The organism is Coriobacteriaceae bacterium (assembly GCA_025757745.1).
Taxonomy (GTDB): Bacteria; Actinomycetota; Coriobacteriia; order Coriobacteriales; family Coriobacteriaceae; genus Collinsella.
In genome coordinates this window covers 1,876,840-1,893,072 of sequence record CP107217.1, presented here as the reverse complement: position 1 = coordinate 1,893,072, position 16,233 = coordinate 1,876,840, and the positions used below count along the sequence as shown (strand labels likewise).

Annotated in this window: 10 protein-coding genes; 4 read left to right on the top strand and 6 right to left on the bottom strand. The window is 56.9% G+C overall.

Annotated features, from left to right (window positions below; all coding sequences use genetic code 11):
- Positions 1-6 precede the first annotated feature (6 nt).
- Entirely contained in the window at positions 7-1,017 is a 1,011-nt protein-coding gene (locus OGM60_08285) for a WYL domain-containing protein (protein UYI98877.1), read from the bottom strand.
- 222 nt (positions 1,018-1,239) lie between these two features.
- Here OGM60_08285 and OGM60_08280 point away from each other — a divergent pair, with 222 nt between their 5' ends.
- Both OGM60_08280 and OGM60_08275 read left to right on the top strand, forming a co-directional pair.
- On the top strand, positions 1,240-2,337 hold the full coding sequence (locus OGM60_08280; GenBank protein ID UYI98876.1) for an RtcB family protein: 1,098 nt from the start codon (positions 1,240-1,242) through the stop codon (positions 2,335-2,337).
- Between the two features lie 10 nt (positions 2,338-2,347).
- The gene (locus OGM60_08275; protein ID UYI98875.1) at positions 2,348-3,178 is read left to right on the top strand and encodes a hypothetical protein; all 831 of its coding nucleotides are present in this window, start codon (positions 2,348-2,350) and stop codon (positions 3,176-3,178) included.
- A gap of 225 nt (positions 3,179-3,403) precedes the next feature.
- Here OGM60_08275 and OGM60_08270 read toward each other — a convergent pair whose 3' ends face one another.
- From OGM60_08270 to OGM60_08250, 5 genes are all read right to left on the bottom strand, one after another.
- Positions 3,404-4,111 (bottom strand): hypothetical protein, encoded by a 708-nt coding sequence (locus OGM60_08270; GenBank protein ID UYI98874.1) that lies wholly within the window; start codon positions 4,109-4,111, stop codon positions 3,404-3,406.
- A 1-nt stretch (position 4,112) separates the two neighbouring features.
- A complete protein-coding gene (locus tag OGM60_08265) occupies positions 4,113-5,252 on the bottom strand; it encodes a DNA adenine methylase (protein ID UYI98873.1) in 1,140 nt (379 codons plus the stop codon).
- 495 nt (positions 5,253-5,747) lie between these two features.
- Complete coding sequence (locus OGM60_08260; GenBank protein UYI98872.1) at positions 5,748-6,782, bottom strand: hypothetical protein; 1,035 nt, start codon at positions 6,780-6,782, stop codon at positions 5,748-5,750.
- Between the two features lie 8 nt (positions 6,783-6,790).
- A complete protein-coding gene (locus OGM60_08255; protein UYI98871.1) occupies positions 6,791-7,864 on the bottom strand; it encodes a hypothetical protein in 1,074 nt (357 codons plus the stop codon).
- A 221-nt stretch (positions 7,865-8,085) separates the two neighbouring features.
- The gene (locus tag OGM60_08250) at positions 8,086-10,200 is read right to left on the bottom strand and encodes a hypothetical protein (protein UYI98870.1); all 2,115 of its coding nucleotides are present in this window, start codon (positions 10,198-10,200) and stop codon (positions 8,086-8,088) included.
- A 207-nt stretch (positions 10,201-10,407) separates the two neighbouring features.
- Here OGM60_08250 and OGM60_08245 point away from each other — a divergent pair, with 207 nt between their 5' ends.
- Both OGM60_08245 and OGM60_08240 read left to right on the top strand, forming a co-directional pair.
- Complete coding sequence (locus OGM60_08245) at positions 10,408-11,118, top strand: TetR family transcriptional regulator C-terminal domain-containing protein (protein ID UYI98869.1); 711 nt, start codon at positions 10,408-10,410, stop codon at positions 11,116-11,118.
- Positions 11,119-11,129: 11 nt separating this feature from the next.
- Positions 11,130-15,911, top strand: a complete 4,782-nt coding sequence (locus OGM60_08240; protein ID UYI98868.1) for a 2-hydroxyacyl-CoA dehydratase — start codon at positions 11,130-11,132, stop codon at positions 15,909-15,911.
- The last annotated feature ends 322 nt before the right edge of the window (positions 15,912-16,233 follow it).

Here is a 16,233-nt window from a genome sequence, read left to right as displayed (position 1 = left end):
GAAATATTACCTGTCTTCCTGGTAAAGTGCCCGAGTGTCGTCGAGATATTTGAGATACGTATCGATGGCGCTTTGGGGCTGAACAATCTTAATGAAGGTGCTGAGCTGCAGCAGCCAGCCAAAGAACTGCGGCGACAGCGGGGCTTTGACAGTTGCTAACAGGCGCCCATCCTGGTTTTCAAACACAACGGCGTCCAGTCCGAACTTGTCGATGAGTGGATTCATCGCGCGGTCGTCGAGTTCCAGCACCACGGCGGTCTTATTGGCTGCATAGACTCCAAACGATGGCGAAACGTGGTCCTCGAGCACATAGCCGGTAATGCGCGGATCCCTGGTCGCGGGCTCTTCGGATACCGCAACGTCGAGCATGCGATCGACGCGATAAGGCGTGAACGGCTGATGGTCCGAGCCGGCGTTGGCCCATTTATCTCTAAACCCAATCATGTAATAGAGTTCGTCGGAGTAGATAAGGCGCACGGGTGTGAGCTCGTAGGTCTTTCCGTCATGGTTGAAGGCCTTTTGCTTGGCGGCGTTGTAGTGGAAGTAGCGGAAGCGGATCTTGCGCTTTTCGCGCATGGCTCGCTGGATAAGGTCGATATTGTGCAGAGCATCGGAGTTTTGCATCTTCACGCGCGAAGGCACGTCGACGCGCTTGTGCATAAGCCCGCGTTCGCCCAGGCTGGCGAGACTCTGCAGCTTGCCGATGAGGTGGTCGGTCAACTCATCGGTCAAAAACGGCGAACTCTGCACGGCGTCAACAAGCATGATGAGTTCTTGCAGGTCGAGCGGGCGTGAGACCAGCGCCCATTCCTTGCCACCGCGCTGGTCGATGTTGAGCCCAAAGTCGCGAAGCGTTTGCAGATCGCGATAGATGGCCTTTCGTTCGGCCTCGAGATCGTGATAGGAGAGCTCCTCGATGATCTGCTGCGTCGTGAGCCCGTGCGTGCTGTCGGTCTTTTCCATCAAGGTTTTAAGCAGGAACAGAAGCCTGAGCTTTTGATTTGGTCTGTTCGCCACGTTGTCTCCTTTCGCCGGCAGGGTAACAGCCGAAGATACAAAACAAGACCCGTTATTGGGACTCATTGTAGCCCGCGCGACCGTAGTATTTGCAGCAATAAGAGCTCGAATAGGGCGAAAGGTGGTTAAACGGAGATCGGCGGTTTGGCTGGCTGGTGTGACATGCACTCTATTGGCTTGGGGCCGGTTCCGGTTTACAAGGATCAGAACAGGAGAAATGCGATGGCAGACATCAAAGTCTTTGCCGAGAATCTTGAGGATTCAACCAAGAAGCAGATCGAGGAGATTTCCAACTGTCCGGCGTTTGAAGGCGCCAAGATCCGCATCATGCCCGATGCCCATAAGGGCAAGGGCTGCGTGATTGGCTTTACGGCAAACTTGGGCGACGAGGTGATTCCCAACCTGGTGGGGGTCGACATCGGATGCGGGATGTACTGTGTGCCGCTTGCGGAAACCATCGCGCGCGACGACCTCATTCAGTTCAATCGCGATGTGAAGCGCGCGGTGCCTACGGGCTTTAGCCTTCATCGCGATCCTGCCTGCGTACTCGCGGACTTTGACATGGAGTCGCGCGATTGGCTTCAGGACAAGCGCAAGGTTGAGCGCTCTATGGGTACGTTGGGCGGCGGCAACCACTTCATTGAACTCGACGAGGACGAGGATGGGTGCCAATATCTGGTCGTGCACACCGGCTCGCGCAACATGGGCAAGCAGACGGCGGAGCACCATCAGGCGCTGGCGCAGAAGACGTGCACGGCAGATATCCCCGACGAGCTTAAGTATCTTGAGGATGATCTTTCTGCCGAGTATCTCGTCGATATGCACAACTGCCAGCGCTTTTCAAACCAGAACCGCAAGGCGATTGTCGCACAGATTGTTGAGCGTACGGGAATTCGACTCGATGGAGACGGCTTTACCACCATGCACAACTACATCTCGGAAGGTGGCATGATTCGCAAGGGCGCTATTAGCGCTCATGCGGGCGAAATGGTGCTGATTCCGTTTAATATGCGCGACGGTGCCGTTATTGCGCGCGGCAAGGGAAACGAGGACTGGAACTGCTCGGCGCCGCATGGGACGGGTCGTGCGATGAGCCGCACCAAAGCGTTCCAAACGCTCGATACCAGGTCGTTCGTTAACGAGATGCGCGATGCCGGCATCTACTGTCCAAGCGCATGCGAGACGACGCTCGACGAGTCGCCCGAAGCGTATAAGCCTGCGGATGATGTACTGAGACTCATGGACCCGACTGTTGATGTTATTCACCGTCTCAAGCCGATTTGGAATTTTAAGGCTACTGGTAAGCGCGGTAGGCGTTAGGAGGGTTGCGATGACGCTAAAGATGGACTCCAGGGACGACCGAATTGGCCGTTCTGCGAGTATGGGCGAGCTGATGAGCTTCCCGGGCGTGATGTCGCCGTCCGCGAATCGGTGCGGCGGGAATCGTGGAGAGCGTGATGACGAGGGTTTTGACCTCAGCGGTTTTCACAGTCGGCTGGTTTCTGGGCTCGATCGCGTTATGGAGACGTCGGTGCTTGAAGCCCCGCGAGTGTTGAAGACCGGCATGCCGGTCGATGATGCCCTAGGTGGCGGCGTTGGGCTGGGTAAGCTCAGCGTGATTGGCGGCGCGCATGAAGATGTCTCGAACGTGCTGGCGTATGCGGCCTTGCGCCTGAGTGAGCAATGCGCCGTGCTCTACATGCCGATTCGGGAGCGTGAAGAGGACGCGATCGCCCGGCTTATTCGCGCTGAGATGGGCGTCAAGCTGCCGGCAGATCTTGAGGAGCAACAGGTTGAGGGAATCCGAGCAACGATGCGCCTCAAGCAGCGCAACTTGGGCATCTTTGCCGAAGACAACATGACCATGGACCTTTTAACGAGCTGGTTGCTCGGCGACCAGACGTGGAATAGGGCGGTGCTAAAGGACGTCGTAGTCGCAATCGACGGACTCGAAATGCTCGACGACAACCGCCCGGTAAACGCTGTCCTGCGTGATCTACGTAACATGCTCAGCCCGACATCTGCAATTCTAGCGGGCTGCTTTGCGGCTGAGGGCCGAGACAACCATGTGGCATTCGCCGAGACCCACTGCAACGCGGACGTCCTGGTCTGTATGAGCTCCGATGGCGAAAATCCCGCCTGCGTGCGAGTCTTTGGCTAGGGCCAAGAGTATTGACAGCAAATTATGGGAGCCAGTAATGCGGGCAGGCTATCATGGAGGCATGTGATTGTTTGCGTCTGGGTCTGACAGATTCTGCAAGTAATAGTTGCCGGGATTTCAACGGTAAGACAACTATAACCTTAAGCCCTCGTGGTCTGCCGTGTTTTGAGGGCTTAAATGTGATTTAAATGGTTTTATATGGATGAGCGGTAGCCTGTCGGATGGCTAGTCATTGAAAAAGCAGTTCTCTCCGTATTTCGAGAAGTAGTAATGGATAGAGCGCTTGGCGATTTCATAGAATCTGTCATACATTTCGTTTTCCGTCCACTCTTCGGCGCGGAAATAAAACGTTCCTCTTTTGAACTGCGGTAAGTTTGCAACATCATGAAGATAGACCTTGTTTAATTCTCCAAATATTGCAATTGTAACCACCCGGTCTAGTATGCTTGAGTCTGCTGCAAAATCGCAGCCATCTCCAAAGCAAACAAAAGGAAAAATATCTTCATCTGCCATCAATGCTCTGAGTCCAATAACGTTTTTCCCCAGGCGCTCGATTGCGTTACCTTTAGCCTGCTTGCTTTTACCCTCTGCTGCGCGAAGGTCATTTGTCCCCTGGTTTTTCTTTTCGCCGATTAAGATGGGGAAACGTTTTCCATCTTTTGAGACAAGATATAGAAAACCGCCGTCGGGAGTCATGAATGACGAATCTTGATAGTAAAAGGTGTCGACTTCAGGAAAAGCCTCATTGATGTGCGCCGTAACCTCTTTAAGATAAATGCGTTTTTTCCATTCGATGCTAATACCCGGAAAGGCGGACTCTAGATTCACTCTAACTGCTTCGACGGCCCTTGTCATTGCTTTTTCTTGCCTGCTCGAGGTCTTGTTAATAACCGTTCCTTTTCTAGATTCACGCAGGTCATCTTTATGTGCCATTTTAGTTTCTCCTTAAAAGGAAGAGATACTCTTTCACGTGGATATCTCGCTGCCGAAGATTTCTAGAGCCTCTAAACGTATTGTAGTCAGTTTCTATTACTCGTAAATCACCAAGCGTGCTCATAAAAGTAATAAAATCGTCATATTCAATAAAACCCTCGCTGTTGTACGAAACTAGTATGAAATCGGCGTCGCATTTTTCAATGATTTGGAAAAGCTCAGTTTTCGCTTTCGCCTTTTTATTGAAATTGGAGCGGTTCCATTCTTTAGGGATTCCAGATACTGTGCTGATGTCTTGTGGCCGCTCGTAGCGTGTCAGCAGGTTTAGCATGAAGTAATTCGATCCGTATGGATGCTGGTTGTAGGGTGGGTCGAAATATGCAACATTTACATGCGGAGCCTCGCGGATGGCATCGCATGCTTCCAGTCTCGTTACGTTAATCTCGCACTCATGTGGAGATAGGGTTGGTAATTCGACTTCGATATTTCCTAGAATACGAGACAGCGCATTTTTCCCTCGGCCCCCGAAACAGCCAATCCCATTGGCGTCCTTATAAAAGCCTTTGAATACTCCCGATGTGTTTACGTGAATGGAGGCACTTGATAGAAGGGGAGCCAAGAAAAAAAATTGCTTCGATGGGGGCAGCTTCGCTATTGCCTTTCTCGCGGTGTCCAGATATTCAGCGTTTCTCCTCGTGTAAAAGGCTCTCTCACCCCTCATGATATTGTTGTCGTCTTTTGGCGCATACAATTCAGCAATAAAGCCATCGCTAACCCATTCCTTCTCGATGAGTTGGGTTAGCTGTTGATAACTAGTAACTAGTTCATCCCATAGTTCGTTCGTATAGGTGGAGAGATAACAGCGGTTAATGATTTCCGCGTAGGGCTCTAAGTCATTGGACATTAAGTAGTTCGCTTTTGTTTTGAAAAATCTTGAGACGATTCCCGAGCCAGAGAACACGTCAAGGAAGGAAAGTTGATCGGTGCCTAGTTCCTTGGACACTAGCCCGGTTGCATAATCGATTAGAGGGAGAAGCGACCGCTTGTTCCCCAAATAGGTGACTATTTGCTTGGTGAGATAATCTTTTTCTGTATAACCATTTACGACATTTTCTAACTGCAATTGTTGCTGTTGCGGCATTGGTTCGTTTCCTTTACCTAAGTGTCCCTTGCGGTTATGGTTTGGGAATCGCCTTGCCAATCCCCAGCGTTCGTTTAACTATAGTAATTCATCTCAACCTGCTTTTCATTGCATGAACGGACTTCCTGACAGGTGCTTTTGGTTTTGACTTGGCGATTTTCCGTAAGGTTACAGGTTTGACTAATGGCTCGCTATATTGCTCGCAACCCCACCATCTAAAGCGACAGAGGAGTAAATAGAGAGCTTGCGCTGCAATTAGTAATTTGTCGATGCGCTATGCGCGTCTGAGGATGCGAGTTGAAAACAAGATGTCCTTCACGTGAAATGAAATGCATCCAGTTATATACGGTGATGGGATCAAGGGCTTGGAATACTGTCTTCTGAAGGCTGCGAGGGTGCCACCTTGCACTTTGTAGATTTCAGGCCATATGTCTGGCGGCCCTGTAATGATTGCTGCTGCTTCGTTCTCGCCCTTAATCTTTATCTATTTATTTATCATCGAGCGCGATGCCGATATATGTCCAGCCAAATAGGCTCCGTCTCCTTGTGACTGGAGCACTCTTCTAACAGGTCTTCTATCCGGTTCAGCTCGATCGCTTGCAGGGTTGCGTATTCTTTCGGCAAGGGCTGCGTTACCTTTCTCGCTCTGAATACGGGCGACAGCATCAGGTTCGTATGCGCCCATCCGGCAAAGCAACTGCCGTAGGGGATAGAGCCGCAGCTAATCTGCCCATCGGCATCGAGGTACAGGCAGTCCAATTTCGAGTTTGCTACCAGGCAATAACAGGGTCCCGGCGCCCATGGCCTGCAGTCGATCTCAAGAATGTCGCCCTTTCTGTACGGCGTGGGCAGGTCGACATATGCCCCCTTGAACCACGGGCCAAAGATTCCACCCACAATGCAGTCGAGCACCTCGCCGCATTCACCCTCTTCTTCCCTGCAGATGTATTGAATTTCGCCCGCGGCATTGGCGTAGTAAGTGTAGTCCGGCTGCAGAAAGCCGTCGTATGGATATGAGCAGCTCGGGTCGTTGGCAAGGTTGAACAGCTCGATCATCCAGTATGAGGACGACAGGTCTGTCATTTCGCTCCACTTGTCTGCGTATGCCTTCATTGCCGCAAGGGCTGCCTGCCACGATGCTACGGGGAAGGGGCCATGCGTGATGGCGGATTCCGCTTCGTTGTCGACAAAGCTAATTTCGCTAATAAGCAGAACTTTCCTGTTTCCGTCGACGGCCTTTAGCGCGTTCAGGCAGTCATCGATGTAGTCGATACAAATTTCTGGTCCGTACCAATCAAAGGTTTCGTCTGACGAGCTGCGCTCGGCAGCAACCAGCCTGCTGAGCATCTCTCGTTTGCGGTTGATTTCTATCGACGCGCCACCGATGATTTGCGCGTAATGATCGCCACTCAGTAGCTGCGGATTATGCAGCAAATGCTTTCGCAGCTCCGGAGAGTCGATCAAGTTGATTATTTCTTCGTGCACGATAGCCTCCGAGTTATTGGTGCGACTTCTCGTGGATTCGGACATGGCGGCCTCTACTCAAATAACTGCGGATACTTCTCCTTGAGCGGCGTCTGATCCAGACGCAGCTCTTCCAGGTTGCGCTTTGCCTTGGACTCCATCCTTATGGTGTCGATAAACGCGATGAGTGAGTCGACATACAGGTCGCCGCGCAGGTAGGCCTGGGCGGCGATTAAAATCCGCTGCTCGTCTTTGAGCGGCTTGCGGTAGTACTCAAGATTTAGGTAGAGCGGCTCCGATTCGCCGATGTAGAGGGGAAACGTCTCGTTGTAGCTAATCGAACAGCCGGTCGCGCACATGTTGCTGATATCTCCCGCATTGCGATAGTGCTCGAGGCGCTGCTGTGCATGATCAAGCCATTCGTTAGAACGGTCTACCTGCCGAAGCTCTGCCTCAAGCCGTGTCCGGTCCCACGTGGGCAGATCGAGCAACGTGAACGGCTCGCGGGCACTGCCTTGCGGCGTCCAGACGATATCGCCGGTGTGGAACGGCGTGGGGATATCGACCCAGATGAACTCGAATGCGATCTCCCAATCGTTCTCAACGGGGCCGGCTGAAGGGCAATAAACGGCAAGGGCCTCGCCTTTACCGTTCACCATGAGCCAATCTTCCCGGTGATGTTCTTCATCGGCATCGAGCGGGCACCGGGTGATGCGTACGCGTGCCTCTGGACGGCTCGCCAGTTCATCATCACCGCGCAACGCTTCGGCACATTTCTCATAACAGCTGAATGGCGCGCCGAAGGCCCCACAAAGTTGCCCGTCGGGCACAATCTCCTCTTCATACTGATAAACGTAGCCCGTCCCACTCGCAAACGCATCGACGCACCGCTTGTTGTAATCGATTGTCCAACGCAAAAAAGCATGGAAATCGGGGATGGCCGGCCTTCCAAGACCGGCATGGGTTGCCTCCAGCGAACAATTGGGCATGGTTCGGGCGATCTCCTGCCAAGCTTCGCATTTCTGATCGAGCGTGGCGGTCTTCGAAAACCAAACCAGATAGGCGGCTTCGACGGTGCTAGGCCGGAAGTCGATACTGCGCAGGTGCTCCCGAATGTCCCGGGAGTCGACATAATCCAAGATGTTCATGGCAACCTCCAATTCGATCGTTGCCGTTAGCATCCGCCGGAGGTTGTGCTTTGCAGTCCCATTAACGGGTCTGATATGAATCTCGCGTCAAACATACTTTTGGAAACGCCGCTGGTGCATGGGTGGCTGCGTGTTGAAAGGATTGCCATTCAGAATATGATGCTTGCCCTTGTGACGAATAGCGTCGGTATGGCGGAGGCCTGGGAAGACGCTTTCAGGGGCTATAAGGGACCGGCCGTGACCGGGTCAACCGTCGTATCGAACAGCTCTGGGTAGCGGTCCTTGAGCCAACTGTCTGTGTCCTCGAAGCCGCGTGCCTTTTTCTCCGCCAGCGCCTGTAGCTCGCATGCGCTGGCCATCGCGGCGAGTGAGTCAACCGCCAGGTCGCCTTTGACATATGCCCTGACGCCGTAAAGGATTCGCTCCTCCGACTTGAGCGGCTTGCGGTAATAGTCGATGTCCAAAAGAAAGCCCTCAGGCTCCCCAATGTAGAAGGGGAAATGCAAGGCGGATGAGACTTGGCAGCCGTACGCGTACATGTCGCTGGTGTCGCCGTCATATCGGTGCCAGCGCAATAGCTTGTCGGCCTTTTGAACGAGGCGCTCTTTGTAGACGGAGGAGGCCAGCTCTTTGTCGACTCGTTCGGATCCCCAAGTTTGCAGGTCAAACAGCACCATCGGCTCGTCGGGGCGTTGGAGGTTGCAGACGATGTCTCCGGCATGGAAGGGCGTTGGGATATCAAACCACATGTCCTCGAAATCGCTGGCGGTGCCCGCCTCGTCCCACTCGCTTTTGTTGCGGTAATCGCAAGACATTACTTCGCCGTTCGCATTGAGTAAGACCATGTCGTCGGCATAGTGGTCTTCGTCCGGGTCGATGGGACGACGAGTGATCCTGATGGCTTTGGGATCGTCACCGTCGAGCTCTTTCCAGATTGCATCGAAGCACTTTTGATAACTGCTGTACGGGCCGTAAAGACAGCCGCCCTGCCCGCGCCGGTCCCATGAGTAGTCCTCTAAGAAATACAGACTCTTGCCGTCCGTCCTTATAAAGTGTGCGAGTTTTCGTTGCTCCTGCCTGATGACATTGTGCAGAAAGGCATGGAAGTCCGGGATGTTGACCGTGTCGTTTCTGCGGCTCATGGTGCAATTGGGCATATTATCGATGATCTTTTGCCATCCTTCGAGCTTTTGCTGCAGCGTCGCTTTATGTGAGCAATTGACGATGAAAGCCGCTACGGGCGTGGTGAGCTCGTAGTCGATTCGTTGAAGATGCTCCTTAATGCTGCGCGAGTCCAAAAACTCAAAGATGCCCGGACGAATATCCAGCTCGCTTTGGCTGGTAGGCTTGCGATACGGCTGTAGGCAATCGTGTCCGACCGAGCCTTCGGACCACTGCTTGCCGTAGTCAGGGTTGTCGTGCAGCTTCTGCGAAAGCTCGAGCATAAAAGCGCAGTCGTCCGGCAGGTCGCCGGTGTAGCGCTCGGCGGTGTAGAGGGCAGAGGGGATGAAGGGGTCCAAGAGGCTGTCGCTATAGGTGCCGGATGAAAGCGAACCTTCCTTAACGCCATGATCTCTGTTGGGCCCTGCGCACCAGATTTGTCCACGGAGTGTGTGCTCGTAGTCGTTTTCGAGCACAATGGCAAAGCGGGGTCCGTGGTCGAAGGGGCGACCGTCGATTTTGAGGATGTCGCCCGGTACCCACGGCGTGTATATTGGCTCGTTGTTCGCGCAGAACCGCCTGCTATCGTTTCGCCAGACGCTTTCGGCATGCGATTTGCGAGTGCGGTGATTGCGCAGATCGCGGAGGAATATGAGCTCGCCGTCCTTGGTTGCCGCAAACGACAGAGTGGGCTGCGCCGTTTGATGCTCGTGCAGGTCTTCCGAGGTGTAGAGATCGACCTGCCAGAATGATTCGGACCAGTCGTCTTCGGGATACTCCTCGATGTAGCGCTTCATGAGGTTTTGCGCGGCTTCCCACGATGCGGTGGGGAAGGGGCCATCGAAGGTGTCGGTCCCGCGTTCCTCCTCGCAGTAGCAAATGGCAGAGAGAAGAAGGATGCCGCGGTCGCGTTCGACGTTGTCGAGCATTTTAAGCGCGCTGTTGAGCTGGGTGAGATGCGAATCGATATCTTCGGTCAGCTCCGACGAAACCTCCTTGCGAAGTTGCTCGAGCATGGCGCGTTTTTTGTCAAGTGTCTTCAGCGACCCGGCGATGATCGGCGCTGGCCAGTATAAGTATTTGCGCATGTGGTCTCGCAGCTCTTGGCTTTTGATGCAGCTGAGGACAAGGTCCTTGCCGGTATCGCTGATGCTATCGTTTGCCTGGTTGTTCATGTCGGCCTCCTTATCGATCGTTACCGGCATGATGCGACAGATACGGGGGCTGTCGGTCCCATTAACGGGACCAAGTGGCGGCTCGATGTGACAAAGGGACTGCCCTTTCGTCACATCCCAAATATTGCCTTTACGTGTTGATGCACACGGTGTGCAATAATACTCGCACTGTGCAATAGCGCACAGGCTGAGTAACAAGGAGGACGCTTGTCCCAGCTCGAGAAATGCGATCGCCGGTCCCTTCGCTCGCAGCGTGCCCTTCGCCAGGCACTTGCCAGCGAGCTTGCCGAAAGCGGCGACCTTTCGCGCATTAATGTCGCGTCGCTCACCGAGCGCGCCGGTCTTACGCGCCGCACGTTCTATTCGCACTACCGCGATATCCCTGACTTTATCAATCAAATCGAGGACGGCTTGCTGGCCGAGATCCGTGAGCGCATTGAGCTCATCACCGCAGCTCAGCTGCCCGATCTCTATCACAACATAGATGAGCTCGAGCCGGCGCCCGGTTCGGTTGAGCTGCTGCGTTATCTTGCGGCCAACCGCGACTTAATCGGTGCGCTGTTGGGTCCGGGCGGCGACCAGGCCTTCATTAAAAGGATCATCGACACCGCTCGTGAGGCTGTGGTGCCGCGTGCGCAGACGGGCATTTTGGGCCTGGCGCTGGGCACGTTCTTTGACTACTACGTTACCTACGTCGTAAGTGCCGAGGTCGGCATGATTCAGCGCTGGTTTGAGCGTGGACTCACCGAATCGCCTGAGGCCATGGCGCGCATTATGACGGTGCTCGCTTTTGTGCGCCCCGGTGACCTGTATGGCCAACCCATCGATATCAACGTGCCGGAATACGGCATGAAGCTATTGAACTTGCAGCTCGAGGACGCGGCCGACACCGCCGCAACCGTCGAGTCCAACAACTAAGAGGAGAGACAATGAGCAAACTCGTCGAGGGCATCAAGGACCGCATGGTCGCTGCCGCACGCGAGGCCGCGCCCGCCGTGGTGGACGCCGCGCAGAAGGCCGCGACTGCCGCTGCCGAGAAGGTCGCCGAGGCAGTTGCCGATGCCAAGAACGCGGCAGGGGAGACGTCCGTTGCCAGCGAGCCCGCCACCGCCGCTGAGCCCGTAGCCGCCGCCCACGCCCCCGAAGGCGCGATCTTCAACCCCGGCAACGCCCACGGCAACCTGCACCTGGGCATCGACGTGGGCTCCACCACCGTTAAGCTCGCCGTGCTCAACGACGACAACCAGATTGTCTACGCCAAGTACCAGCGCCACCACACCGACGTCCGTGCCTGCGCCCGCGACCTGTTCGAGGGCGCTGTGACCGTGCTGCCGACGGCCCAGATGACCTGCGCCATTACCGGCTCGGGTGGCCTGCTGCTGTCCCAGTGGCTCGACCTGGAGTTTGTCCAGGAGGTCATCGCCAGCAAGCGTGCCGTCGAGACCCTCATCCCGGCCACCGATGTCGCCATCGAGCTGGGCGGCGAGGACGCCAAGATCATCTACTTCGATAATGGCATTGAGCAGCGCATGAACGGCACCTGCGCCGGCGGCACGGGCGCGTTCATCGATCAGATGGCAACCCTGCTGCACACTGACGCCAGCGGCCTTAACGAACTCGCGGCCAACGCCACCACCATCTATCCCATTGCCAGCCGCTGCGGCGTTTTTGCCAAGACCGACGTCCAGCCGCTGCTCAACGAGGGCGCCCGCCCCGAGGACGTGGCCGCCTCCATCTTCCAGGCTGTCGTGACCCAGACCATCTCGGGTCTGGCGTGCGGCCGTCCCATCCGCGGCAACGTCGCCTTCCTGGGCGGCCCGCTGCAGTACCTCTCCGAGCTGCGCCACCGCTTCTACCTCACGCTCAACCTGGACGAGGAGCACCGTATCGTGCCCCAAAACGCTCACCTGTTTGTGGCGAGCGGCGCCGCCATGGCGCACGAGTCCAATAAGCTCAGCACGTTCCCGCAGCTCATCGAGGCCATCGATGCCCTGGGTGACACGCAGGGTGCCGAGGTCGAGCGTCTGGATCCGCTCTTTGCCACCGACGAGGACTTTGCCGAGTTCAAGACCCGCCACGACACAGAGGTCGTCCCCAAGGGCAAGCTCGAAGGCTACACCGGACGCGTGTTCATCGGCATCGACGCCGGCTCCACCACCATGAAGGCCGCGCTCGTGGGCGAGGACGGTCAGCTGCTGCACACCTGGTACGGCAACAACAACGGCGACATCCTGGGCACGGCCAAGGTCATCATGGCCGATTTCTACAACCACATTCCCGCCGGCTGCACCATCGGCCACGTGACCACTACCGGCTATGGCGAGGCACTGCTCATCGAAGCCCTCAAGGCCGACTCCGGCGAGATCGAGACCGTTGCGCACCTGCGCGGCGCCAAGGCGTTCCTGCCCGGCGTCGAGTTTATTCTGGACATTGGCGGCCAGGACATGAAGTGCCTGCGCGTCAAGGACGGTGTAATCGAGCACATCATGCTCAACGAGGCCTGCTCGTCGGGTTGCGGTAGCTTTATCGAGAGCTTCGCCGTCTCTATGAACATGGACGTGCACGCGTTCGCCAACGCCGCCATCCATGCCAAGGCCCCGGTCGACCTGGGCAGTCGCTGCACGGTCTTTATGAACTCGCGCGTCAAGCAGGCGCAAAAGGAAGGCGCCACGGTGGGCGACATCGCGGCCGGCCTGTCCTATTCCGTCATCAAGAATGCTCTGTTCAAGGTCATTAAGCTGCGCGATCCCAAGGAGATCGGCAGCCAGGTGATCGTCCAGGGCGGCACCTTTATGTCCGATGCCACGCTGCGCGCGTTTGAGCAGCTCACCGGCGTTCACGCCGTGCGCCCCGACATCGCCGGCTGCATGGGCGCCTACGGTGCGGCCCTGCTCGCCCGCGATCGCGCCGGCGCGAACGGCACCTCGACCATTCTTTCTGCCGAAGACATCGCGCACCTCACCGTGACGCAAAAGCATGTCCGCTGCGGCCGTTGCTCTAACAACTGCCAGCTTACCGTCAACGACTTTGGCGGCGGCAGGCGCTTCATTACCGGCAACCGCTGCGAGAAGGGCGCCGGTCACAAAAAGCAGAAGACCGAGGCCCCCAACCTCTTCAAAAAGAAAAACGAGCTGCTCTTTGACCGCGAGGTGCTGAGCCCCGACGAGGCCCCGCGCGGCACCGTGGGTATCCCGCGCGCACTCAACATGTACGAGAACTACCCCTTCTGGCATGCGTTCTTTACGCGCCTGGGCTTTAGCGTGCAGCTGTCCGATCAGTCGAGCAAAAAGACCTACCAGGCGGGCATCGAGTCCATGCCGTCCGAGAGTGTGTGCTACCCGGCCAAGATGAGCCACGGCCACGTGATGAACCTCATCGACCGTGACGTCGACTTCATCTGGATGCCGTGCGTGCGCTGGGAGCGCAAGGAGGATCCGACCGCCGGCAACTGCTATAACTGCCCCATCGTCATGAGCTACCCCACGGCGCTGGCGCTCAACATCGACGAGATCCGCGAGCAGAACATCGAGTTCCTGTACCCGTTTGTGCCCTATCACGACAAGACCGAGCTCAAGCGCCGTCTATACCAGGTGCTCGCCGTCGACCGTGTGGCCGATGCGCAAGCCGGTCGCGGTCGTGTGCGCGGTCCCAAGATCACGCGCTCCGAGGTCGATGCCGCCGTCAACGCTGCTTTTGAGGCCGATGCGCGCTTCCACGAGGATATCCAGACCATGGGCGAGGAGGCCCTTAAGTGGGTCGAGGACCACGGCGGCCACGGCATCGTACTCGCCGGCCGTCCTTACCACAACGACCCCGAGATCAACCACGCCCTTCCCGAGCTTATCTCGAGCTTTGGCTTTGCGGTCTTTACCGAGGATTCGCTTGCGCACCTGGTGAAGCCCGAGCGTCCGATTCGCGTCGTCGACCAGTGGATGTACCACAGCCGCCTGTACGCCGTCGCCCGTTTTGTGACGATGCGCAACGACCTGGACCTGATTCAGCTCAACTCCTTCGGCTGCGGCTTGGACGCCCTGACCACCGACCAGGTGCAGGAAATCCTTGAGGCCAGCGGCAAGATCTACACCGTGCTCAAGATCGATGAGGTGTCCAATCTGGGCGCCGCGCGCATCCGCATCCGCTCGCTCATGGCGGCGCTCAAGGACCAGGAGGCCGAGCGCTTGGCAGAGGCCACGGCCGCGGGCGAGGCCTACGAGCAGGGCGATGCCGCGCCGGTGGCGCCTTCCACGGATGCCCCCGCGTTCGCGAGCCGCAAGTACACGTTCGAGGCGCAGCGTGAGAGCGCCTCGACCGCATGGCCCAAGGTGCCCTTTACCGAGCAGATGCGTGACGAGGGCTATACCATCCTGTGCCCGCAGATGGCGCCGATTCACTTTGACCTGGTCAAAGAGGTGTTCCGCGGTGCCGGCTACAACTTGGAGCTGCTGCCCTCAACCGATCACGACGCCGTCGAGGCTGGCCTGCGCTATGTGAACAATGACATTTGCTATCCGTCGATCCTGGTAACGGGTCAGATTATGGAGGCCATCGAGAGCGGTCGGTACGATCTGTCCAAGACGGCCGTGGTTATCAGCCAAACCGGCGGCGGCTGCCGTGCCACCAACTACATCGCGCTCATCCGCAAGGCCCTGCGCGAGAGCGGTCACCCCGAGATCCCGGTGATCTCGCTTTCGGCCGTGGCGCTCGGCGAGGACAACCCCGGCTTTAAGATTACGCCGGCGCTGCTTAAGCAGGCCGTGTACGCAGTGCTCTTTGGCGACGTGATGATGCAGATGCTCTATCGCTGCCGCCCGTACGAGGCCACGTCCGGTGCCGCCAACGCGCTCTACGAGGAGTACATGGCACGAGCCCGCAAGCTGGCGCCCAAGTTCAACCGCCACAACTACACCAAGCTGTGCCGCGAGGCCATCCACGCGTTCGACACCATGCCGCTTGTGGGCGAGGGCACCAAGCCGCGCGTGGGCGTGGTCGGCGAGATCTTGGTCAAGTTCCACCCCACGGCTAACAACCATGTGGTCGACGTGATCGAGCGCGAGGGCTGCGAGGCCGTGGTGCCGGGCCTGCTCGACTTCTTCCTGTACTCCATGAGCAATGCCGAGCTGCAGAAGGACGAGCTGGGAAGCTCTGCCACTACGCGCGCGGGCATGCAAGCGCTTATTAAGCTCGTGGACTGGATGCGTACGCCGGTGGAGGAGATGCTCGAGAAGTCCCGCCGCTTTGAGGCGCCCGAGCGCATCGGCACCATGGCCGACAAGGCCCGTACGGTGCTTTCGGTGTGCAACAACATGGGCGAAGGCTGGTTGCTTACGGCCGAGATGCTCGACCTGATTGACCACGGCGCACCCAATATCATCTGCACGCAGCCCTTCGCGTGCCTGCCCAATCACGTGGTGGGCAAGGCCGTAATCAAGGAGTTGCGCCGCCAGCATCCCGAGAGCAACATCGTCGCGGTGGACTACGACCCCGGCGCGTCCGAAGTCAATCAGCTCAACCGCATTAAGCTCATGATCAGCGTGGCTAAGGAGAACATGCGCGCCGGCAAGGGCTTTAAGCTCGAGAAGGTGGCGCCGCTCGCGATGGACGAGGTCACCGGCCAGATGCGTGCCCATGACGGCTGCGTGAGCTGCGGACCTGCCAGCGAGGAGGCCGTGGCATCGGTCGCCAAGCGTCTGGGGCGCGGCATTAAGAAGTAACTGGCCTGCTATGGGCTAGATGTGAGACAAACGGGTGGTAGCCGTACCGGCTACCACCCGTTTTTACTGGACATATGTGGTGTAAATTGCCTCGCTTTCCCCTCCTGCGAGCTTGGATTTCGGAAGTGCGGGGAAAAACTCAGAACCTCCGAGCACACCGCCCTTTTCGACTCTTGTGACCTGCGGTTTTGTTGCCTAAAAAGCCGGTCTGGTCGGCGGTATTCGATTTTTCCCCGCACTTCCGAAAACGGTTGCCCGGTGGCACCAATAACGGGCTACAGAAAGCTAAGATAATGAACAACTGTAGCCGTTCGCCGCAAAA

Excerpts from the sequence above, each read along its gene's own strand:
- OGM60_08250 (UYI98870.1), bottom strand. The coding sequence starts at position 10,200 with ATGAACAACCAGGCAAACGATAGCATCAGCGATACCGGCAAGGACCTT.
- OGM60_08260 (UYI98872.1), bottom strand. The coding sequence starts at position 6,782 with ATGTCCGAATCCACGAGAAGTCGCACCAATAACTCGGAGGCTATCGTG.
- OGM60_08270 (UYI98874.1), bottom strand. The coding sequence starts at position 4,111 with ATGGCACATAAAGATGACCTGCGTGAATCTAGAAAAGGAACGGTTATT.
- OGM60_08280 (UYI98876.1), top strand. The coding sequence starts at position 1,240 with ATGGCAGACATCAAAGTCTTTGCCGAGAATCTTGAGGATTCAACCAAG.
- OGM60_08275 (UYI98875.1), top strand. The coding sequence starts at position 2,348 with ATGACGCTAAAGATGGACTCCAGGGACGACCGAATTGGCCGTTCTGCG.
- OGM60_08240 (UYI98868.1), top strand. The coding sequence starts at position 11,130 with ATGAGCAAACTCGTCGAGGGCATCAAGGACCGCATGGTCGCTGCCGCA.
- OGM60_08265 (UYI98873.1), bottom strand. The coding sequence starts at position 5,252 with ATGCCGCAACAGCAACAATTGCAGTTAGAAAATGTCGTAAATGGTTAT.
- OGM60_08255 (UYI98871.1), bottom strand. The coding sequence starts at position 7,864 with ATGAACATCTTGGATTATGTCGACTCCCGGGACATTCGGGAGCACCTG.